A 17,906-nucleotide genomic window follows, 5' to 3' on the forward strand; every position below is an offset into this window, starting at 1 on the left:
CAATCTCTTGTCGTATTAATTTAAGAAGTAGCCAGTCAGCTGGAAGCCAATAAGCATAAAGCCTGAACTGATTAAGAGTGTGTTGGCTGTTACCGCAAACCGATCGTAGGATGGCAGCTTTCTCCAAGCATTGATGAGCAGTAAAATAATACCTAATGCTGCGAACTGTCCAATCTCCACACCAATATTAAATCCTATGAGGTTGCTCAATAATCCGTCTTCTGGCAACTCAAATTCCTGTAGCTTTGTGGCCAAACCAAAGCCATGGAAGAGTCCAAATATGAGGACTGCTAACTGTGTATTCGGTTGCTTACCAAACAGCTTTTTAAAACCACCTAGGTTGTCAAAGCCTTTATAGGCAACGGACAGGCCAATAATGGCATCAATGAGATAGGCATTAACGTTAATTTCATTAAGTACTCCGTACAGCAGTGTCACGCTGTGCCCAATAGTAAACATGGTCACATATAATAGAATGTCTTTGCTGCGATACAGGAAGAAGATGACTCCAGCCAAAAACAATAAATGGTCGTAGCCCGTTACCATGTGTTTGGCCCCGATATACATGAATGGTAGAAACTGTACGCCGGTATTATTTTCAAGGAAGTTACGAGTACTATCATCAACACCGTGAGCAAAGGCTCCTGCTGACATTAAGGCGAGGATTGCTACTATGATTTTTAAACTGACAGCTACTGCTTTGTTATTCACTCATTGGTACCTATTGTAGAGAATTTTCGCTGAAGCGCCCCGTAGTCGGCGCTCCCATGATTATATCTGTCCCTAATTAGGCTGATATCTAAATTGGCTGTCCTTAATCAATCAGCAAACATAGCATTCATTGCGCCTTTAGTTAAGTGCAGTATGCCCTTTTGATGATATTTGGATAGCTTCACCATACTTAGAAAAGCCGATAATTCACTGATTATAAATGATGATAAAAGTCGAAAGTTCGATATTGACGAGTACCTATAACTTTAAAAGCGGGCCCAGAAAATAAAAAAGCCCCAATCAGGGGCTTTTTAAAGTGTTAGCACACAAGGAACTCTCTTATGAACTGTGGTTCAACTTTCTTCATTTGCTTTTCATCATTGTTAGGTGCTTTTAAGCACAAAACTATGAGTATCTATGGATTCCACATGGGATTAGACTTACTTAAGTTAAAGACTAATAACTCCCCGGATCCGTTGCTGTTCCCGTTGCCGTAGAAGATGTCGACTCTGTATTATCCGATGTGGTTTGTTGTGTATCACTATTTGATATAGTCGTTTGATTATCAACTTTATCACCGATAGTTACGGTCGTATGTCCAGCTTCTATAGCCCAGTTGCTTAAAACACCATCCAGAGTTTTCAGATAAAGCGATTTAGCTTCATCTTTAGTTAACTGGTAATTGGACGAAAATTCACAGGCGCGAAAAAATAATTCCCGTGTCATTAAAACCGCAGGTGTTCTGCCAGCAAGCTCTACTTCTTCAGTGTCTTCATTAGTGGTTGCGCTTCTGTCGCTACTGGTACTGATGAGCGAAAGATCGACATTGCCTCCATCCTTTTGATCAAAAGCCGAATCGGGCTGCGGTAGAGAACAAAGATAATGATCATTATTGCGAGACATCACGTAAATTTGACCTTGACCCGAAGTCGTGGTCAGAATGTGATGATTGGCTAAATCAGTTTGTGTAGGCTTAGGCGATTCCATCGATGCACACCCGTTTAACAGGGCAAATAAAGCGCTACAATAAACAAACTTTTTCATAGTAACCTCTCCTAAGAAGCCATCGGCACAACGACATGCCGATGGCCATTCCATAAGTTATTAGTTCATTGCTTCCTTTAACCAGGCAGGAGCATCAGTAGGGTAATACTCTTTAGGGTTAAACTCAATTCGAGTCGGTGCATACTGACGCGATAAGCCCCATTCGGACAACTTACCGGTGTACCATTTCTCAAAATGATAAACCATTTCGCCATGCTTATCCTTGTATCGATTCACCAGCGTACTGTGTTCAACACCGAGTTTGGTCGCTTTCATTAACGCCGATGCAAATTGATTGGTGTCACCATTGGCTGCGATGATGTCAATCCAGCGCAACGCGAGCCCTTCAATATCCCCAAACCAGTTCGGGTACTTGGTAATAGAGTTTAAGTTTCGAACATAACGTGCCAGGTCTTCGCCTTTTACTACCATCATGTGATAGTCGTAGATATGTGGACCCGGGTTGTTTTGCCACTTTTTGAATGAGAATGCCCAATAATCGTTTCTGTGCACAGGCATCACATCGGTGGACTGCCAGGGCGTGGTAGCAAAAATATTCATAGCAGTATAGTCGCTACCACCCAGCTTACCGTCAATCATACCCTTGTACGTCTTGTACGACACGCCTTGCGGTAAAATCCAGTCGTAGTGACGACAGTTAACTGTGGCGCGATTTTTATCTTCAGTGTCGGTATTCGAGCCTAAAACCCCATTTGTTACCCATGGCGTCTCTGGATATTTGTAGATGCAGCCCTGCTTGGCAGGACCATTTTCGTAAAAGTCCTCATAGAAAAAATTCGACATATCAGTCAAAGCGTCGAGAGCTGTTGACGCTATAATACGACTCTCTTCGTTCATTTCAGCGACCATTTTTCTGGTCAATTCTTCCTTTTTATCGGCAATCTGTTGAGCCGTCATATCGGTACCAATACCCACTGAATCAATGGCTTCCTCTCGTGTCTCCTTTTTAAAGCGACGACGCTCGGATAAAAAAACCAATCGCACGGTTACGGCCGTCATATAGGCTCTTACCACCGGAACAAAGTTGTCGTGATTGATATTTTGTGTGGCTTGGCTCCAAGCATCGCCCGTTCCCTCAAGGATTAATCCGATGGCTACTGTATTATCAGACCAAGGTGATAAATGATTGAAGATATCAAGCCCCTTATTTATTTTGCCTACACTCACCTGAAGTGCATCGAGCGCAGCCTGACTAAACCCGGCGTCCACGATACTTTGCACCTCTGCTTTCGTTACCGCCGGCGGAGTTGAATCATCCCCAAAAAGAGACGTAAAGGCTTCGCCGATAATTAATCCAGCTACTTTTTCTGCCAGCTTCATACCCAAATCAGTTGCCTTACTGGCTTCTGCGTATTTCGGCAGCAACAAGGTAAAAATTAAAGCGCCTGTTGCAAAACTTATTCCTAATTTTTTTAACATAATTCCCCCTGGGTTTGGTTACGTCTTTGTCTCAGTGAACAGTGCATCAGAGTACGAAAGCCGTGTTTTAAATTGACTATTTATACTTTAATCGTGAATTTTGCAGGAAATATGCAGATTAAAATATTATTAAATTGTAGCGCCCAAAAAACTCGAGTCGCATTCTCTCAAAGGTTATGCGAGTGGCAACTTAACCCTTACTTTCAACCCCCCAAGGGATGAATCATCTATTGAAATCTTTCCCTTATGAGCCTCGACGATGACTTTAGCAACAGACAGGCCAAGCCCTGCCCCGCCGGTTTGACGATTGCGGGAAGACTCTACCCGGAACAAACGGTCACATAGTTTGTCGTGATCGCGTTTAGGTACCGCCGGTGCTGAGTCATCCAGCGTAAGAATGACATTCTTATCATCTTTATTGACCGAGACAATAACTTGTCCGGGCGAATCGGTGTAACGCAAGCTATTATCCAAAAGCTTATCAAAAACGATTGTCATACTATGAGAATCAATACAGGCAAAGAACAGGTCATCATTTGTGGAGAGAGTAAGTTCTAAATTCGCCTGCGCAAAGCTAGGTTGATATTTCTGAACAACCTGACTCAATAACCACTTCACATCCATAATCTGGCAATTAGTATCGTGATATTGGCGACTAAAATTAGATGCTCGTGTTAAATCTTGAATCAACCTATCCAGCTCGGTTATTTTATCTTGTAACTTTTTATATGCCTCTTCTGGTCTATTGACTATTCCGTCCTGGAGGGCTTCCACGTTCATACGCATAATCGACAATGGCGTCCGAATCTCATGAGATACATCGGTTAATAACTTATCTTGCTTTTCCAGTGTTTCCATCATCAAGGCATTGCGCTCGGCCAATAAGCGCTGTTCTTCCAGTTGTGCTTGTTTATAAGAGGTATAAGATTTCTCCATCGCCAGTTCACTGTAATAACAGGTGTAGACCATTACCAGTGAGGCTATTGAAAAGCGCATAAAGCTGCTAAAAGTCCAGTTGCCGTTCTGCCATTCACCTATGTAAATGAAGGCCATGGGAATCAAAACTCCATAAAAGACGAATACCATCCAGCCACCGGTTTTTCGGCCGTTTAGCATAAAGACAAAGATGGGGAGAAAGAAGGTCCAGATCAGGCTGTAATCACGATTTTGGCCAAAAAAAGCCAACGCTAAAAGAAAAACCATAAGCGCGACACTAACCGTATGTATCGCAAAGTCTAGGCGCTTGCGTGCGTATAATTGAAAATACGCATAACCACACACCAGCAAACCAGCCCAATCAAGTGAAGCAACCAAGGATTCGCCTCGAATCTGGTTAAATAGAGCAAACACAGTGAAGAGTAGAATAATGGCCAGGATTAAGGCATTAATAATCACCAGCTTTCGCAATAATGCGATATCGTCTCTATACTCAATGTCTGCTGTAATAAAACGCAAAAATGCATTTTTGTTAAGCATTCCTATATTCTCATGTCATCTGAGGTAGTAGATTCTACTTAGTGAAACACAAGAATATGGAGAAAATATGCAGAGACCCAATGTTTATTGGTCTCTATTAAAAAGTCTCATATTTATAGCCAGCGCCATAAATTGAACGTACGAGCTCAACCGGTGTTTCCAGTTCAGAAAGCTTTTTCCGTAAATTCCTGATATGGCTATCGACTGTCCTGTCGGATATCACTCGATAATCAGAATACAGCCGATCAAGGATATGTTGACGGGAATAAATACAGTTGGGATGACTGTAGAGAAGATTGAACAGGTTAAACTCTACAGTGGTTAAGCTAACCATATTGTCACCAAACTTTATCGTTTGGCTACCGGGGTCAACCACAAGCTGATTTTGTTTAGATGTCACTCTATTATCCAGTCGACGCACAACTGCCTTGACTCTAGAAACCAATTCTTTAGCACTATAGGGTTTGCAGACATAATCGTCAGCCCCAATATCCAAACCTAACAACCGGTCAATTTCTTCGACCTTTGCCGTGGTCATTATGATATGGGTATCTGAAAACTTTCGAATCTCTTTACAGATAGTTAGACCATCAATTTCTGGTAGCATGAGATCTAACAACACAACGCTAGGTGATTCATTTTTGACAGAATCTACAACATTAAGGCCGTCGTAAAAACACTTGGTCTGAAATCCTTCAGCTTGTAAATACATATCAACGACTGTTGAAATCTCTCTCTCATCTTCGACTATGAATATTGTATGAGGCATTCTTTAATCCCAAAATTATTATTAAGCTATATTGGAAGTTGAATAGTAATCAATAAGCCGCCAATAGTTGATTGACTGGCCGAAATCGATCCACCATGAGCGGATACTATCGACTGACAAATCCAAAGTCCTAGACCAGAACCTGAAGCTCCCCCTTCTTGTTCACTTTTGGCACGATATTGACGATTAAAGATTTTATCTATATCTAAGTTTGAAACTGAAGGTGCACTATCCTCAACCTGAATCTGTAGTACTTTTTCTATAACAGTAAGTGTCACAATGACTTGTCCGTCTGGATGAGTGTATCGATAACTATTATTTAATAAATTACTAATTACTTGTGATAAGCGCTCTTTATCAATATTAATATACTGCTCACGACTAATATTATTTTTGAAATCTAGTTTTAAGTTTTTTGTCATAAGCATTGGCTTGAAGGAGTTTGCCAATTCATCTAGCCAAGAACTCAATTCAAGTGGGCGTTTTTTTAAAGCAAAGGAACCCGTTTCCAAAGTAGATAGCTGATACAGATCCCCGACTAAATGATTCAAGTTTGAGATACGATTCTGTATGGAATCATAGGTTTTTTCATTGGTATCTAGCACACCATCTTGCATAGCTTCTAACTGAACTTTGATTGAAGCCAAAGGCGTTCTCAAATCGTGAGTAACCTCCGCAAACAACCTGTTCTTTTGCTCCATGAGCTCACTTATCATTTCTGCTTTCTGAATCGCCTGCTCTCGCTCAAAGACTTGTTGCTGTTTCTTATTAGCAACGGCAAGTCTCCATCGGAAGAATACAATTAATAGGATGGTGGCTAATAGCCCAATCAATAGTCTGAACCATAGTGTTTGAAAATATTTGGGCTCAATTGATACATCGATACTTAATGTATGAGGAGACCAGGTCCCCTGACGATTGGTCCCCTGTATCAATAATGTATAGTATCCGGGATATATAGAGGTATATTTTGCTTGCCTGATATCTGATGAAGTAGTGATCCACTCAGAGTCATAGCCATCAAGCTTATATCGATATTGAATATGTTCAGGCTCAGAAAGATCTAATGAGGCAAAGCTGACGGTAAAGCTATCTTGGTCAGGCAACAACTTAATTTTAGGATTAGCATAGCTATACGGAGCTGTTTTATTGTTAATGGATAAGTTAGTGACGACAATGTTAGGAGCATGCCGTTCATTCACTCTCCCCTGTTTATTGATTATAATAATTCGACTTGGTGTGACCCTCATTAAATAGTTATCATCAAAATCAAACAATTGATTGCCACGTCCTACATGTAATGCTCCGTCTTTAGCCGAAAAGCTATCAATTGTATTGCCCTGCAAATCCAATAAGAAACTATGACCCAACCAATAGTTACCATTTTTGAGCTGTAATAATCTATCTTCAGAATCCATTTGATCCGCAGATTCTATGGCAAAAGGTGAAAATCTTTTAAATTCGGAGCTATCCTCTACTAATCGATCAATGCCAGCCCGATTAAACACAAGGATGTCACCATTGTGGTTTTCAAGGATCTGATAGATAGCATTATGACGCAAAGTGTTATCGGTATTTTTATCAGTGGTATAGACTTTTACTACATTTGAATTCGACTCAACTACCCCTATACCACTTGTTGTCGCTATCCAAACTCTATTGCTTGAGTCAACAAACAAGTTCTTTACAAAGCTAATGAATCTAGAACCATCTTCATTGATTAGTGTACTAAGGGTCTTTGTCTCACGGTTTAATTTAACCAGACCACGATCCGTACCAATCCAAAGCTCACTTTGTTTCCCTTGCTCAAGATGGCGAACATAAACGCCTTTATTTTGGGTTAATGGCAAACGGTATGGAATAACCGCTCCATTTCGTGAGTCAACTTGATACAGGTACCCATCTCCATCGCCGAACCAATAGTTTGTGTCATCTATTAGTGCGCTTGAAAGTTTTCTTGGAATCTCACTATCGTTGAGGAAGCTTTTTACGGTACCAGTGTAAAGATTGACATAGTAAACATCTTTCTCTGTTAATACTAAAATGTTTTTTGAGTCTAAGCTAATCACTTTGTTGATGAAACCAGAGAACAATTCTGATAGTTTTTCTGAGTACCGATTGAAATATAAGAACTGAGTCGTGTCAGGATTATAGAATTGTAGGCCGATATCGTTGACTCCCAACCATATCAAACCTGAATGGGTTCGAAGTAACGCATGAACCGTATCACCGGCTAACCCGAACTCATCTTGTGGGTTTCCTCTTATATATTTTATGAACTCCCCGGTTTTAGCATCCCAGATTTCAATACCTGTTGTGCCAGATATCCAAATTCTTCTCTCGCCATTCTCAGAATATGCTACTTCAGTTATTGCAGTATTCACGGACTGTGATTGGTTTTCTGGATAGAGTAGCTTGGTGACTTTCATACTATCTGGTTCAAAAATATAAGTGCCAAGCTTTTGGGTTGCTAGCCACAGCCGCCCATCACTGGCTAAATAAAATCGCCTAACGAGAACGCCATCCAATAGGTTTGTATCTATCTCTGAATAGTTTGCTTTATTGAAAAGAAAGAATGAATTTTCTTCAGTTTTGAAATTCGCAATGCCTTTTGCTGTCGATAACCATAAGTTACCCACCTGATCAAACTCCATATCAATCAGATAATTATAGTACCTTTCACCATGCTCATCCCCTGAAAAGTAATGACTGAATGACTTTTCCTGCTCATTAAACTTATCTAACCCAAAGCTATGGGCTAGCCAAACATTCCCTTTGTAATCAGTTTTGATGCTGTTGACCTGATTTCCACCCAACGAATCAGCATTTTCAGTGTCATGAGTAAAGTGGATGGTGTCTAAAGTTCTTAAATCAACACGGAATGCACCTTGCGACATAGTGCCTATCCAAAGATAGTCTCCGACTGCTAGCAAAGAACGTACATACACATTAGATAAGTCAATTGAAGGGGTAGCTGCCTGTAATTTCTCATAGGTATATCCATCAAAACGATATACCCCCTTTCCTGTACCAACCCATATAAAGCCGCGCTCATCTTGTTCGAGCCTTAGAACTTGTTTATTGGGTAACTTTCGGTTTGCTTCAGAAGTGAATAGGGTTGACGAAAATAGCTCTTGTTCAAATTTTGAACTAGCAAAGCTATTAATCGATAGAGCAAAATAGCACAGAACTATTATTAGACTTTGTTTATAAGGCATTTCATTATGATTTAATGGATTGTTATAGTTTTAAGCAGTAACTATAGCCGAATATAGCGGAAATCGATGTTAGATGATATAGCTTAAATGTATCTATTGTGTTGCCAATATGAGTTGCACTTTTTGTCGAGGCTATTGCCGTTGGTGCGGGAATATGGACTTTTCGTTAGTAATGATGATTATGAATTTGCACCAATGCTTCTAGTAAGTATCAGTACCACCAGCATTTGGTGCAGGCAGACTTTCAGTCTACTCAATGGCTAAGATGACCGCCCTGTAAACAAAAAAAATCCTACTCATAAAAATGAATAGGAGTTCTTCTAATCAATATTACTGTCGTTGTTTTGGAGCTAGTTTGTCCTCCATTACCTGTCCATCTTGACGATAAATAACACCCTTCTTCATGACCAGATCGACTCTGGATAGTAAGTTGATATAGCGCAGCACATCCCCTTCTACTGCGATAATGTCAGCCTGTTTACCTGGAGTAATGCTTCCCAATCGATCTTGAACACCCATTATCACTGCTGGCCAGTAAGTTGCAGAGCGAATGACGTTCATGGCTGGCATATTCATATCATTTACCATTACCGCCATTTCATTCCAGGTACTTTGACAATGGAACTTTGTTGGGATGCCACTATCAGTACCGACCAGAAAAACGACGCCAGCTTCTATGAGTTGCTCAATTTTTTTCTCTAGGGTTGGTTGCCGTAGCGGCGTTAACTGCATGTAATCCAGCTTGCCAGGATCGGTTAACGAGGCTTTAATATCTTTGATGGTGTCTGCCTTTAAACCACGATGCCAACAGACATTATCGAGTCGCTCAGGGTTCTGAATAAACTTCGGATATTGGTACAGTCCCTCAACCGTCGGCGTCCAGAACAGCGGGCCTCCTGCTACTCGTCCGGTGGCAGTACGTTCTTTTAACAGTTTCATGACGTCTTCTGGGTATTCTGGCGCTGTAGTGAGACCGGTATGCTCAAAGTTATCAACTCCAATCTTGAGTCCAACCCGAATTTCATCGGGCCGATGGGAGTGACCTATGACTTTTAAGTTATTCTCATGTGCGGTATCGACGATGGCTTGAGCAACTTCCAGATCCATCTGATCCTGATCGACCAGCTTGATCATATCAACGCCAGCTTTAGCCAGTTGCTTGACCTTTTGTTTGGCTTCTCGTACCGTTTTGACCCCCCAACGGTAATGCTCAGAACCAGGGTAAGGTTCGTACTGTAGAAAAGGGCCTGACACGAATAAATTGGGACCAGCTATATCACCCTGCTCAATCTGTTGTTTAATTTCAATTGAATCCTCAAGATTTGCACCCAAGTCCCTTGCGCTGGTTACCCCAGCTAGTAGCAACTGTACCGCACTGGCTGGCATAATCTCATCAACTTGACGCTCACGATAGGTCGGTTGCCAGTGACTATAATCTGCATGTCCATTTAACATCAGGTGTGCATGGCTCTCCCATAGTCCCGGTAACACATCCATTCCTTCAGTTGAAACCAACTCATAACCTTCAGGAACCTCAAGCTGCCCTACTTGACCTACGGCTTTGATAATTCCGTCTTCAACCAGAATGACACTATTGGCTAATGGCGGTCCGCCATAACCGTCGATTAAGCGTCCGCCTTGCAAGGCATATTTTTCAGCGCTCGCACTGAATGAAAAAACAGTACCAAGAAACAGCAACACCGAAAGAAATAGAGAACGAATCATTATTACCCCCAAACAGTCATCAGAAAAATCACCATAGCTTTATTAAATCCATGAAGCAAGAAGAGACACTTATTTGCTCACTGAATAATCAAAGTGGCAAGAATGTAATAACGCAGGAACTTTCCTAAAGTAACAAGTATTATGAACCATAGTAGTCTGATTCGTAATATACCGGCCATAACGGTAAGTGGGTCGCCGATGATCGGAACCCATGCAAAAAGAAGCGCGATGACGCCATATTTCTTAAACCGTTCTTCGGCTAATACGAACTCACTTTCCGTCATACGTAACCATTTCTGAATTACCGTTTTACTGGCCCAGTAACCCAAACCATAATTGGTTAATGAACCAAGTACATTGCCGACAGTGGCGACAATAACCAAAAGCTCAGGGGATAAATCATTAAGCAGTAATGCGGTTAGGACTAGTTCAGAACTGAGCGGTAAAATGGTGGCAGCAAGAAATGCGGCAATAAAGAGGCCTATATAGCCAAGTTCAGCGAAAAATTCCATAGTGATCAACAAGAGCCTTGAAACGATAAGGTTCTTTAGCGAGAACTCTAACCTATTTATGCCATTAAGTAGCTAACACTAAACAATTCTGCTTCATCGAGCCAGCTTTTTTGCAGCATGAAGCCAGATTTTTGAGCAAGTTCTGCGATACCGTCTAGCGTGTATTTATACGAATGTTCAGTGTGTATCAGCTCGCCCATTTCAAAGCTGATGGTGTTACCGAGAATTTCATACCGCTGCTTGGATTTACTGCGTAAATACATCTCAATACGTTGCTGTTTAGAGTTGTAAAGGGCGTGATGTTCAAACTGATTGATGTCGATATCAGCCTCAAGAATCTGGTTTATGTGGTTTAGAGTGTTGAGGTTGAACTCGGCGGTAATGCCTTTTTCATCATTATAGGCGGCGTGAAGTGTTTCGTAATCTTTGTGCAAATCGACGCCGATCAATATACCACCATGGTTACCGACCAGCTGATGCATCTTTTTTAAAAAGTTTATGGCGTCTTCTGGTTCAAAATTTCCAATGGTTGAGCCGGGATAAAACACATGTTTGGCAAAGTGCTGGTAAATTTCAGGCAACTCTATGGGATCGGAAAAGTCACTGGCGATTGGATGAACCTCAAGCCATGGGTAACGCTCTGATAGACGCTCAGCTGACTTTTGCAGGAACTCTTCGGATACATCTTGCGGTACATATACATTAGGATGAATATCCGTCAGCAAATACTCGATCTTAGTGCAATTTCCTGCACCGGGTTCGATGATAATTGAGTCAGAACTAATAAACTCCGCAATCTCTTTTGACTTATTCTTTAGAATGCCTAGTTCGGTTCGCGTAGGATAATACTCATCAAGCTGAGTTATTTTTTCAAAAAGTTTTGAGCCACGATGGTTATAAAAATACTTTGGATTAATGAACTTTTTCTCAGCAACCAGACCATCGAGAATGTCTTGTTGTTCTTTATTTATGGACGGTTCTTTTATGTTCATTGTTTTGCCCTAATTTAAAATAATTATCTAGATGTCTCGAGCCAGCCGAATACCGCTAAACTGCCAGCGTGCCTCGGGATAGAAGAAATTGCGGTAGGTTTTGCGAATATGGTTGCGACTGGTAACGCATGAGCCGCCTCGTAGTACATATTGGTTGCACATAAACTTACCATTGTACTCACCGACTGCACCTGCAGCTGCCTTAAAACCTGGATAAGCCGAATAAGCACTCGAGGTCCACTCCCAGACCTCACCATAGAGCTGCTGCAAACCATTGTTACCCGTTGCAACTACAGGATGCATCACATTATTGTCGACAAAGTTATGTGAACTCGCTTTCACTTGAGGTTCTTCTGCTATCGATTCCCACTCTTGCTCAGTCAGCAAACGTGCATCATTCCAACGTGCAAAAGCATCTGCTTCATAATAGCTAACATGGGACACAGGTTCATGAAGATTGAGTGGTTTTACTCCGTTTAAAGTATACACAAACCAATCGCCATTCTTTTTAAACCAATAGAGCGGCGCCTGCCATTGATGTTCTCTCACAGTATCCCAACCATCGCTCAACCAATATTGAGGATTCTGATAGCCACCCTCTTCTATAAATTCAAGATATTCACCATTGGTTGTTAGACGATTAGCAACTGAAAATTCATGGCGATAGAATTTGTGGCTGGGGGTTTCATTGTCATAAGCAAAGTCATTTTGAGTAACAGGAACATCGGGAATGTCCGTTCCGATCATTACGAGCTGCGCATCAAAGCGAATCCACTCAATCGGCAATACTTCTTCATTCTGATCGACTAGTGGGTTGGTACTGCGATACGCAGGTAAGAGTGGACTTTGAAACAGATTGTATTTCAGGTCAGTTAACAATAGTTCCTGGTGTTGCTGTTCGTGATTAATGCCTAACCTGATTAGACTCAACGCATCACCTAATCGACTATCGTGATGGCGTGCTAAAGAGCTAACAAGCTCCTTGGTCTGCTCAGTGACACATTGGCGATATTCATAGACTTCCTTTACGGAGGGACGCGACAATAAACCGCGTTGTGGGCGTGGAAATTGCTCACCGATAGCATTGTAGTAAGAATTGAAAAGGTATTCGTACTGAGGGTCAAAGGGCTTAAAGTCAGCTTTGAATTTCTTGAGTATGAATGTTTCGAAAAACCAGCTGGTATGGGCGAGGTGCCATTTTGCAGGACTGGTTTCGGCAATGGTTTGCAGATTGTAATCCTCAGATTGTAATGGTTCGCACAATTGCTCGGTAAAAAACCGAATGGAAGTAAAGTCAGCAAGAACTTGTTCAACAAACTCTGTTGACGACTCTTCATTGACTTGTTCAAGCATTAATAGTGACCTTTCCTGAAATCCATACTATGCCGTTCTCGCATTCCACTTCAATCACAGCACCCTCTGCTGATAACTGCCTAGCTTTAAATTTACTTTGATTCAACTTACTTTTCCAATAACTAGCTAACACTCGGTTAGCGGAACCTGTGGCTTTGTCTTCATTGACCCCATGCTGTGGTGCGAAATAGCGCAGGTCATACTCGAAACCATTAGCTTGCGATTGAGTAGTCGCGATTAAGGCGCGTTCCGATGCAAACGTCAACTTGTCGAAGTCGATTGCAAGCTGCGTTAAATCGAAGTCTTTTGGCCATTCAAAGATCCAGTAGCCGTTGCTGGACCCTACTTTAGATGCCCTAACAGGCTTAATGTTACAGCACTCTTCTGCCCAAACCGGAATATCGACTGGTTCAGAGTCAATCGTATCAAAGCCAATCCAAAGTTGCTTCTCATCATCTATTTTAGTTTTAACATGTGAAGATTGGGTGATGAATTCAATGGGTTCCTTACCATTGACCTTGTCATTAACAACTTGTGCGGCTGCCAACAAACCATGGCCACACAGCTGAATTTCGGTTTGGGGATTATAAAAACGGATATGAAACTTGGAACTGTCATCGGATGGCCAGACAAAACAGGTAGCCGGAATGTCTTTGCGCTTGGCGATGGATTGCATCTCTTCGCTCGACAACGCTTCGTCTTCAACAAAAACTATCGCCTCAGTACCTGCAAACAGTTTGCCATGAAAGTCACCACTGAACACCGTTACATGAAAAACCTTTTTTCCCTCTAACACCTGCATAAACACCCTCAGCTATAAATACAACTCTTAGCCTACTGGATTATAGATATTATTCAAGCCTATGATTTTATTGATTTTTATTTCTATGAACTCGTAGAAAAAATATCTCACCAATAATAATTAAACTGAGGCCAATCAAACTGGCCCAAATCACAAATGGATCCATTTGCCACTTAATCCACAAAAAAGCACTCAAAATAATAACGTCAAGCGTGATCGCGAATATGACTATATATGGGTTGGCATCAAGATCATGTTTAAGTTTGGTTAAAACACCCCAATGAATTGCGATATCCATGATGATATAAAAAATCACGCCCATCGAAGCAATGCGACTCAGATCAAAGAACAAAGTCAAAAGCATCGCAATGACTACGGTGTAAACCACATTGTGCTTTTGAATACTACCTGGCATACCTAAGTGACTGTGAGGTACCAGTTCCATATTGGTGAGCATGGTTAGCATTCGAGAGACCGCAAAGATACTGGCAATGACACCGGATACCGTCGCCACTATCGCGAACAAAACTGTTATGGTCAGGCCCCACTGCCCAAATGCAGGTTTGGCGGCTTCAGCTAACGAATAGTCACGGGCCCCTACTATTTCGGGCACAGTAAGATTACTGCTGACCGAAACGGCGACTAATAAATAAACCAGTGTGCAGATACCAATCGCAATCGCGATGGCTCTAGGGATGTTACGCTTAGGATCGTTTATTTCATCGCCGCTATTGGTAATGGTTGTGAATCCTTTGTACGCCAATACGCTTAAAGCAACCGCAGAAATAAAGCCCCAGACAGGATTGATAGCGAGATCTTCTGTCAGTTTAGAACGGTTTTCCGTTACAAATAAACTATTAAAATCAAATCCAGCAGCCCATAGACCACCAAGCGCCAAAAGGAATAAACCAATCGCTTTAATGAAGGCCATCACAACAGATAGACCTTCAATATACTTATTGCCAATAATATTAACGGAAAATGCAAACGCCAATAATAGTGCACCCAGTATTGGGATCCCCCATTGGCCGAACTGCTCTATCTCAAACAATTGCAGAGTGTAGGTACCAAAGGTTCGGGCAACCAGGCTCTGGTTGATGATCATGGAAAAGAACATCAGCAAGGCGAATATCGCTGTCGTCGCGCCCTTGCCATAAGCCTTCTGCAAGAACATGGCAATGCCACCGGATGAGGGATAATTTTGAGAAAGTTTAATATAGGAGTAAGCGCAAATACCGGTAACGATCATGCCGGCAAGAAATGCCAGAGGAAATAAAGCGTTAGCTAGCTCCGCTATTTGCCCAGTTAACGCGAAGATACCGGCGCCAATCATGACGCCGGTACCCATTGAAACAGCACCTAATAGGCTTAGCGACTTTTTTGAATCACTCATGCAGTCTCCTTCAGCAGCTTGAGTTAAAGCCTACGTGAATGGCATTAATTATCAAGCCTTAGGTTTTTCTTCCATTAAACCAACAAGATTATCGTCTGGGTCACGAAGAAACCCTGTCCACAAATCATGGTCGGGCATGTTAGCTGCGAGCTGTGGCTCACGTTCCACTTTTGCACCCTTCTCCACAAACTCTTTGTAAGCTTTCTCAATATCTTTGGCGTTGAAATAAAGAATTGAGTTGGCACCAACAGCACCCGCCCCTTGTGGTGTGCTCAGCATGATTCGAACCCCATCAGCATTAAGAAATGCTAAATTGGGGCCTGCGCTGAAGAGAAATTCCAAGCCCAAAATATCACGATAAAAAGCTAGAGATTTATCAACATCGCTAACTGTAATAGCGATTTGTTTGATTGAAGATACATTTGTATTCATGAATTGCCCTTAATCATAATTTGAATACTGACAGTCTATTACTGGTACCTTTTGCACCGGCCTGAGTAGCGCCTGCGACAACATAAATACTATCGTCTATGGTGACTGCGCCAAGGCCGTGGCGAGGTACGGGCATTTCATCGATTTGTTGCCACTTTTCTTCTTTGGGTGAGTACTGCCAGACTTTTTTGTAGACTCCGCCACCGTTGGTGAAATACTCGCCACCGAATACGTAGATATGCTCGCCCATCACTGCGGCTGCTAATCCGCCCTGCGCTTGCGGTAATGGTACAAGGCTGCGCCATTTGTCTTCTTTATAATCATAAACCTCGTGGGTATCAAGGTTGCCACCTTCAACAGTTCGACCACCAATGACGTGCCATAGGTTATTCAAATAACCGCCTGCAGCACTGTTGCGTTCGGTCGGAATAGGATGTGCGCAATCCCAGGTCATGGTTTGAGGGTCAAATACTTTATGGCTGCTTGCATCAGTGTGATCACTCCAGCTACCGTTACTGGAACTTTTGGGTCTTCTGCCACTGGCGAGATGAATTTGACCATTGATCGAAGCCGCTACGGTTTCGCACAAGGGATAGCTCATATGGTTCGGGAATTTGCGCCAACGATTGTTGTCTTCATCTAGAACAAGGACATCTCGACTGCCCGTCCAGCTACCACGCTCGGAAATGGTAAAGCCACTAAAAGCGAATAGTTTGTCGTTATGAGAAATTAGAAAAGGATGGTGTCTTGGTTCAGGTAAAGCAATGGATTGCTCCCACAAGTCAGTGACTGGATCATAAACAACTACGTCTGAAAGAACTTCAAGTTTATTATTGTTAACCGTCAAGCCTCCCGCTACATAAATCTTACCTTTATGTACCGCTGGATATATTTCCTGAACATTAAAAGGCAAAGAGGATTTCGTTTCCCACCTCGCCATACCCGGCAAAGCAATCGCCGAAGCAGACAGCAAAGAACCTTTTAAAAATGTACGGCGTGAGAACATGCAGGTTACTCCTAACTAATTTCGTAAGATGCGTCACGACAAAGGGTCTGCCCCATTGAGCACTCTATATTGATCCAATACTAGAGTGCTTACTATGAATTGCAATAAAAAAATGCCTGTGAGCTTTTCAGCAAACAGGCACAATTGTGACTAACGTTAAGGGGTATTCAGTAAAAGTCTATCTTGCGAGATAACCACCATCGATATTGATGGCCTGTCCAGTAACGAAGCTGGATTTGTCTGAGCAAAGCCACATGACGCTGTCAGCGATTTCTTCTGGCTTTCCGACCCGCTCCATAGGTTGCAATTTTGCAAACTCTGCCAGTGTATCCGGGTCATGATTGGTTACCCTTTCCACCATTTCTGTGAGAATCACCGCGGGGCAGATAGCGTTGATGCGGATATTACGGGTGGCGTATTCAAGCGCTGCGGTTTTTGTGAGCTGGATAACACCGCCTTTTGAAGCACAGTAGGCCGGTAGATTCATGAAGCCCACCTCGCCGGCAATCGATGAAATATTAACAATCACACCACTGCCCTGCTCGCGCATGATATCTAGCTCATGTTTCATGCCATAAAAGACACCATACAGATTAACCTTGATAGTGCGATCAAAGTTTTCAAAGGTGCAGTCGGCAGTTTCGTTTTGTTCGCCTTCTATACCTGCATTGTTGACTGCGTAGTCCAGTCGTCCGTATCGGTCGTTAATGGTTTCGAAAAGATGTTTAACTGACTCAAGATCAGATACGTCAGTTTTGACAAAGGCTGCGTCGCCGCCGTTTTGACGGATTTTATCGGCGAATTTTTCACCGCGCTCTTGATCGACATCACTGATGATAACCCTATCACCACGTGCTGCGAATGATTCGGCAATTGCTTTGCCGATTCCTGCGCTGCCTCCTGTAACGAGTGCAATTTTTTTCTCTGCTTGTGCCATGCTAATCCCTTTTACGTTATATTGGCGGTAGGTTCAGAATAACTGATTCAGTGCGCGGTTTCTTGATATATATCAAAAGATGATACGATTTTGGTT

The 17,906-nt window shown here is 42.2% G+C and carries 15 protein-coding genes; all 15 read right to left on the bottom strand.

Translation table 11 applies throughout. The annotated features are described in order from the left end of the window. Positions 1-15: 15 nt before the first annotated feature. Positions 16-654, bottom strand: coding sequence for a HupE/UreJ family protein (locus ACN0VI_RS08520; protein WP_417446586.1), 639 nt, complete (start codon positions 652-654; stop codon positions 16-18). 513 nt (positions 655-1,167) lie between these two features. Further along, positions 1,168-1,755 (bottom strand): hypothetical protein, encoded by a 588-nt coding sequence (locus ACN0VI_RS08525; RefSeq protein WP_417446441.1) that lies wholly within the window; start codon positions 1,753-1,755, stop codon positions 1,168-1,170. A 60-nt stretch (positions 1,756-1,815) separates the two neighbouring features. Next, the gene (locus ACN0VI_RS08530) at positions 1,816-3,195 is read right to left on the bottom strand and encodes a hypothetical protein (protein ID WP_331890894.1); all 1,380 of its coding nucleotides are present in this window, start codon (positions 3,193-3,195) and stop codon (positions 1,816-1,818) included. Between the two features lie 174 nt (positions 3,196-3,369). After that, positions 3,370-4,671 (bottom strand): sensor histidine kinase, encoded by a 1,302-nt coding sequence (locus ACN0VI_RS08535; protein WP_417446442.1) that lies wholly within the window; start codon positions 4,669-4,671, stop codon positions 3,370-3,372. A gap of 97 nt (positions 4,672-4,768) precedes the next feature. Beyond that, positions 4,769-5,440: a response regulator gene (locus ACN0VI_RS08540; protein WP_417446443.1), complete on the bottom strand. Its 672-nt coding sequence runs from the start codon at positions 5,438-5,440 to the stop codon at positions 4,769-4,771. Between the two features lie 26 nt (positions 5,441-5,466). After that, positions 5,467-8,658 (bottom strand): ligand-binding sensor domain-containing protein, encoded by a 3,192-nt coding sequence (locus tag ACN0VI_RS08545; RefSeq protein WP_417446444.1) that lies wholly within the window; start codon positions 8,656-8,658, stop codon positions 5,467-5,469. 330 nt (positions 8,659-8,988) lie between these two features. Then, positions 8,989-10,383 carry an amidohydrolase family protein gene (locus tag ACN0VI_RS08550; protein WP_417446445.1) on the bottom strand — a complete coding sequence of 465 codons (1,395 nt, stop codon included), beginning with the start codon at positions 10,381-10,383 and terminating at the stop codon, positions 8,989-8,991. 77 nt (positions 10,384-10,460) lie between these two features. Next, positions 10,461-10,895 (bottom strand): YqaA family protein, encoded by a 435-nt coding sequence (locus ACN0VI_RS08555; protein ID WP_331890903.1) that lies wholly within the window; start codon positions 10,893-10,895, stop codon positions 10,461-10,463. A 56-nt stretch (positions 10,896-10,951) separates the two neighbouring features. After that, positions 10,952-11,887 (bottom strand): L-histidine N(alpha)-methyltransferase, encoded by a 936-nt coding sequence (egtD, locus tag ACN0VI_RS08560; protein ID WP_417446446.1) that lies wholly within the window; start codon positions 11,885-11,887, stop codon positions 10,952-10,954. Between the two features lie 27 nt (positions 11,888-11,914). Continuing rightward, positions 11,915-13,240, bottom strand: a complete 1,326-nt coding sequence (gene egtB / locus ACN0VI_RS08565; RefSeq protein WP_417446447.1) for an ergothioneine biosynthesis protein EgtB — start codon at positions 13,238-13,240, stop codon at positions 11,915-11,917. After that, the gene (locus ACN0VI_RS08570; RefSeq protein ID WP_417446448.1) at positions 13,233-14,042 is read right to left on the bottom strand and encodes a PhzF family phenazine biosynthesis protein; all 810 of its coding nucleotides are present in this window, start codon (positions 14,040-14,042) and stop codon (positions 13,233-13,235) included. Before ACN0VI_RS08570 ends, egtB begins: the two co-directional genes overlap by 8 nt. Positions 14,043-14,109: 67 nt before the next feature. Further along, positions 14,110-15,435 carry an APC family permease gene (locus tag ACN0VI_RS08575; RefSeq protein ID WP_417446449.1) on the bottom strand — a complete coding sequence of 442 codons (1,326 nt, stop codon included), beginning with the start codon at positions 15,433-15,435 and terminating at the stop codon, positions 14,110-14,112. Between the two features lie 51 nt (positions 15,436-15,486). Further along, on the bottom strand, positions 15,487-15,867 hold the full coding sequence (locus ACN0VI_RS08580; protein WP_417446450.1) for a VOC family protein: 381 nt from the start codon (positions 15,865-15,867) through the stop codon (positions 15,487-15,489). Positions 15,868-15,880: 13 nt separating this feature from the next. After that, the gene (locus ACN0VI_RS08585; RefSeq protein WP_417446451.1) at positions 15,881-16,873 is read right to left on the bottom strand and encodes a kelch repeat-containing protein; all 993 of its coding nucleotides are present in this window, start codon (positions 16,871-16,873) and stop codon (positions 15,881-15,883) included. A 178-nt stretch (positions 16,874-17,051) separates the two neighbouring features. Beyond that, on the bottom strand, positions 17,052-17,810 hold the full coding sequence (locus ACN0VI_RS08590; protein ID WP_417446452.1) for an SDR family NAD(P)-dependent oxidoreductase: 759 nt from the start codon (positions 17,808-17,810) through the stop codon (positions 17,052-17,054). Between the last annotated feature and the right edge of the window lie 96 nt (positions 17,811-17,906).

The organism is Kangiella sp., from assembly GCF_048265365.1.
Lineage (GTDB): Bacteria > Pseudomonadota > Gammaproteobacteria > Enterobacterales > Kangiellaceae > Kangiella.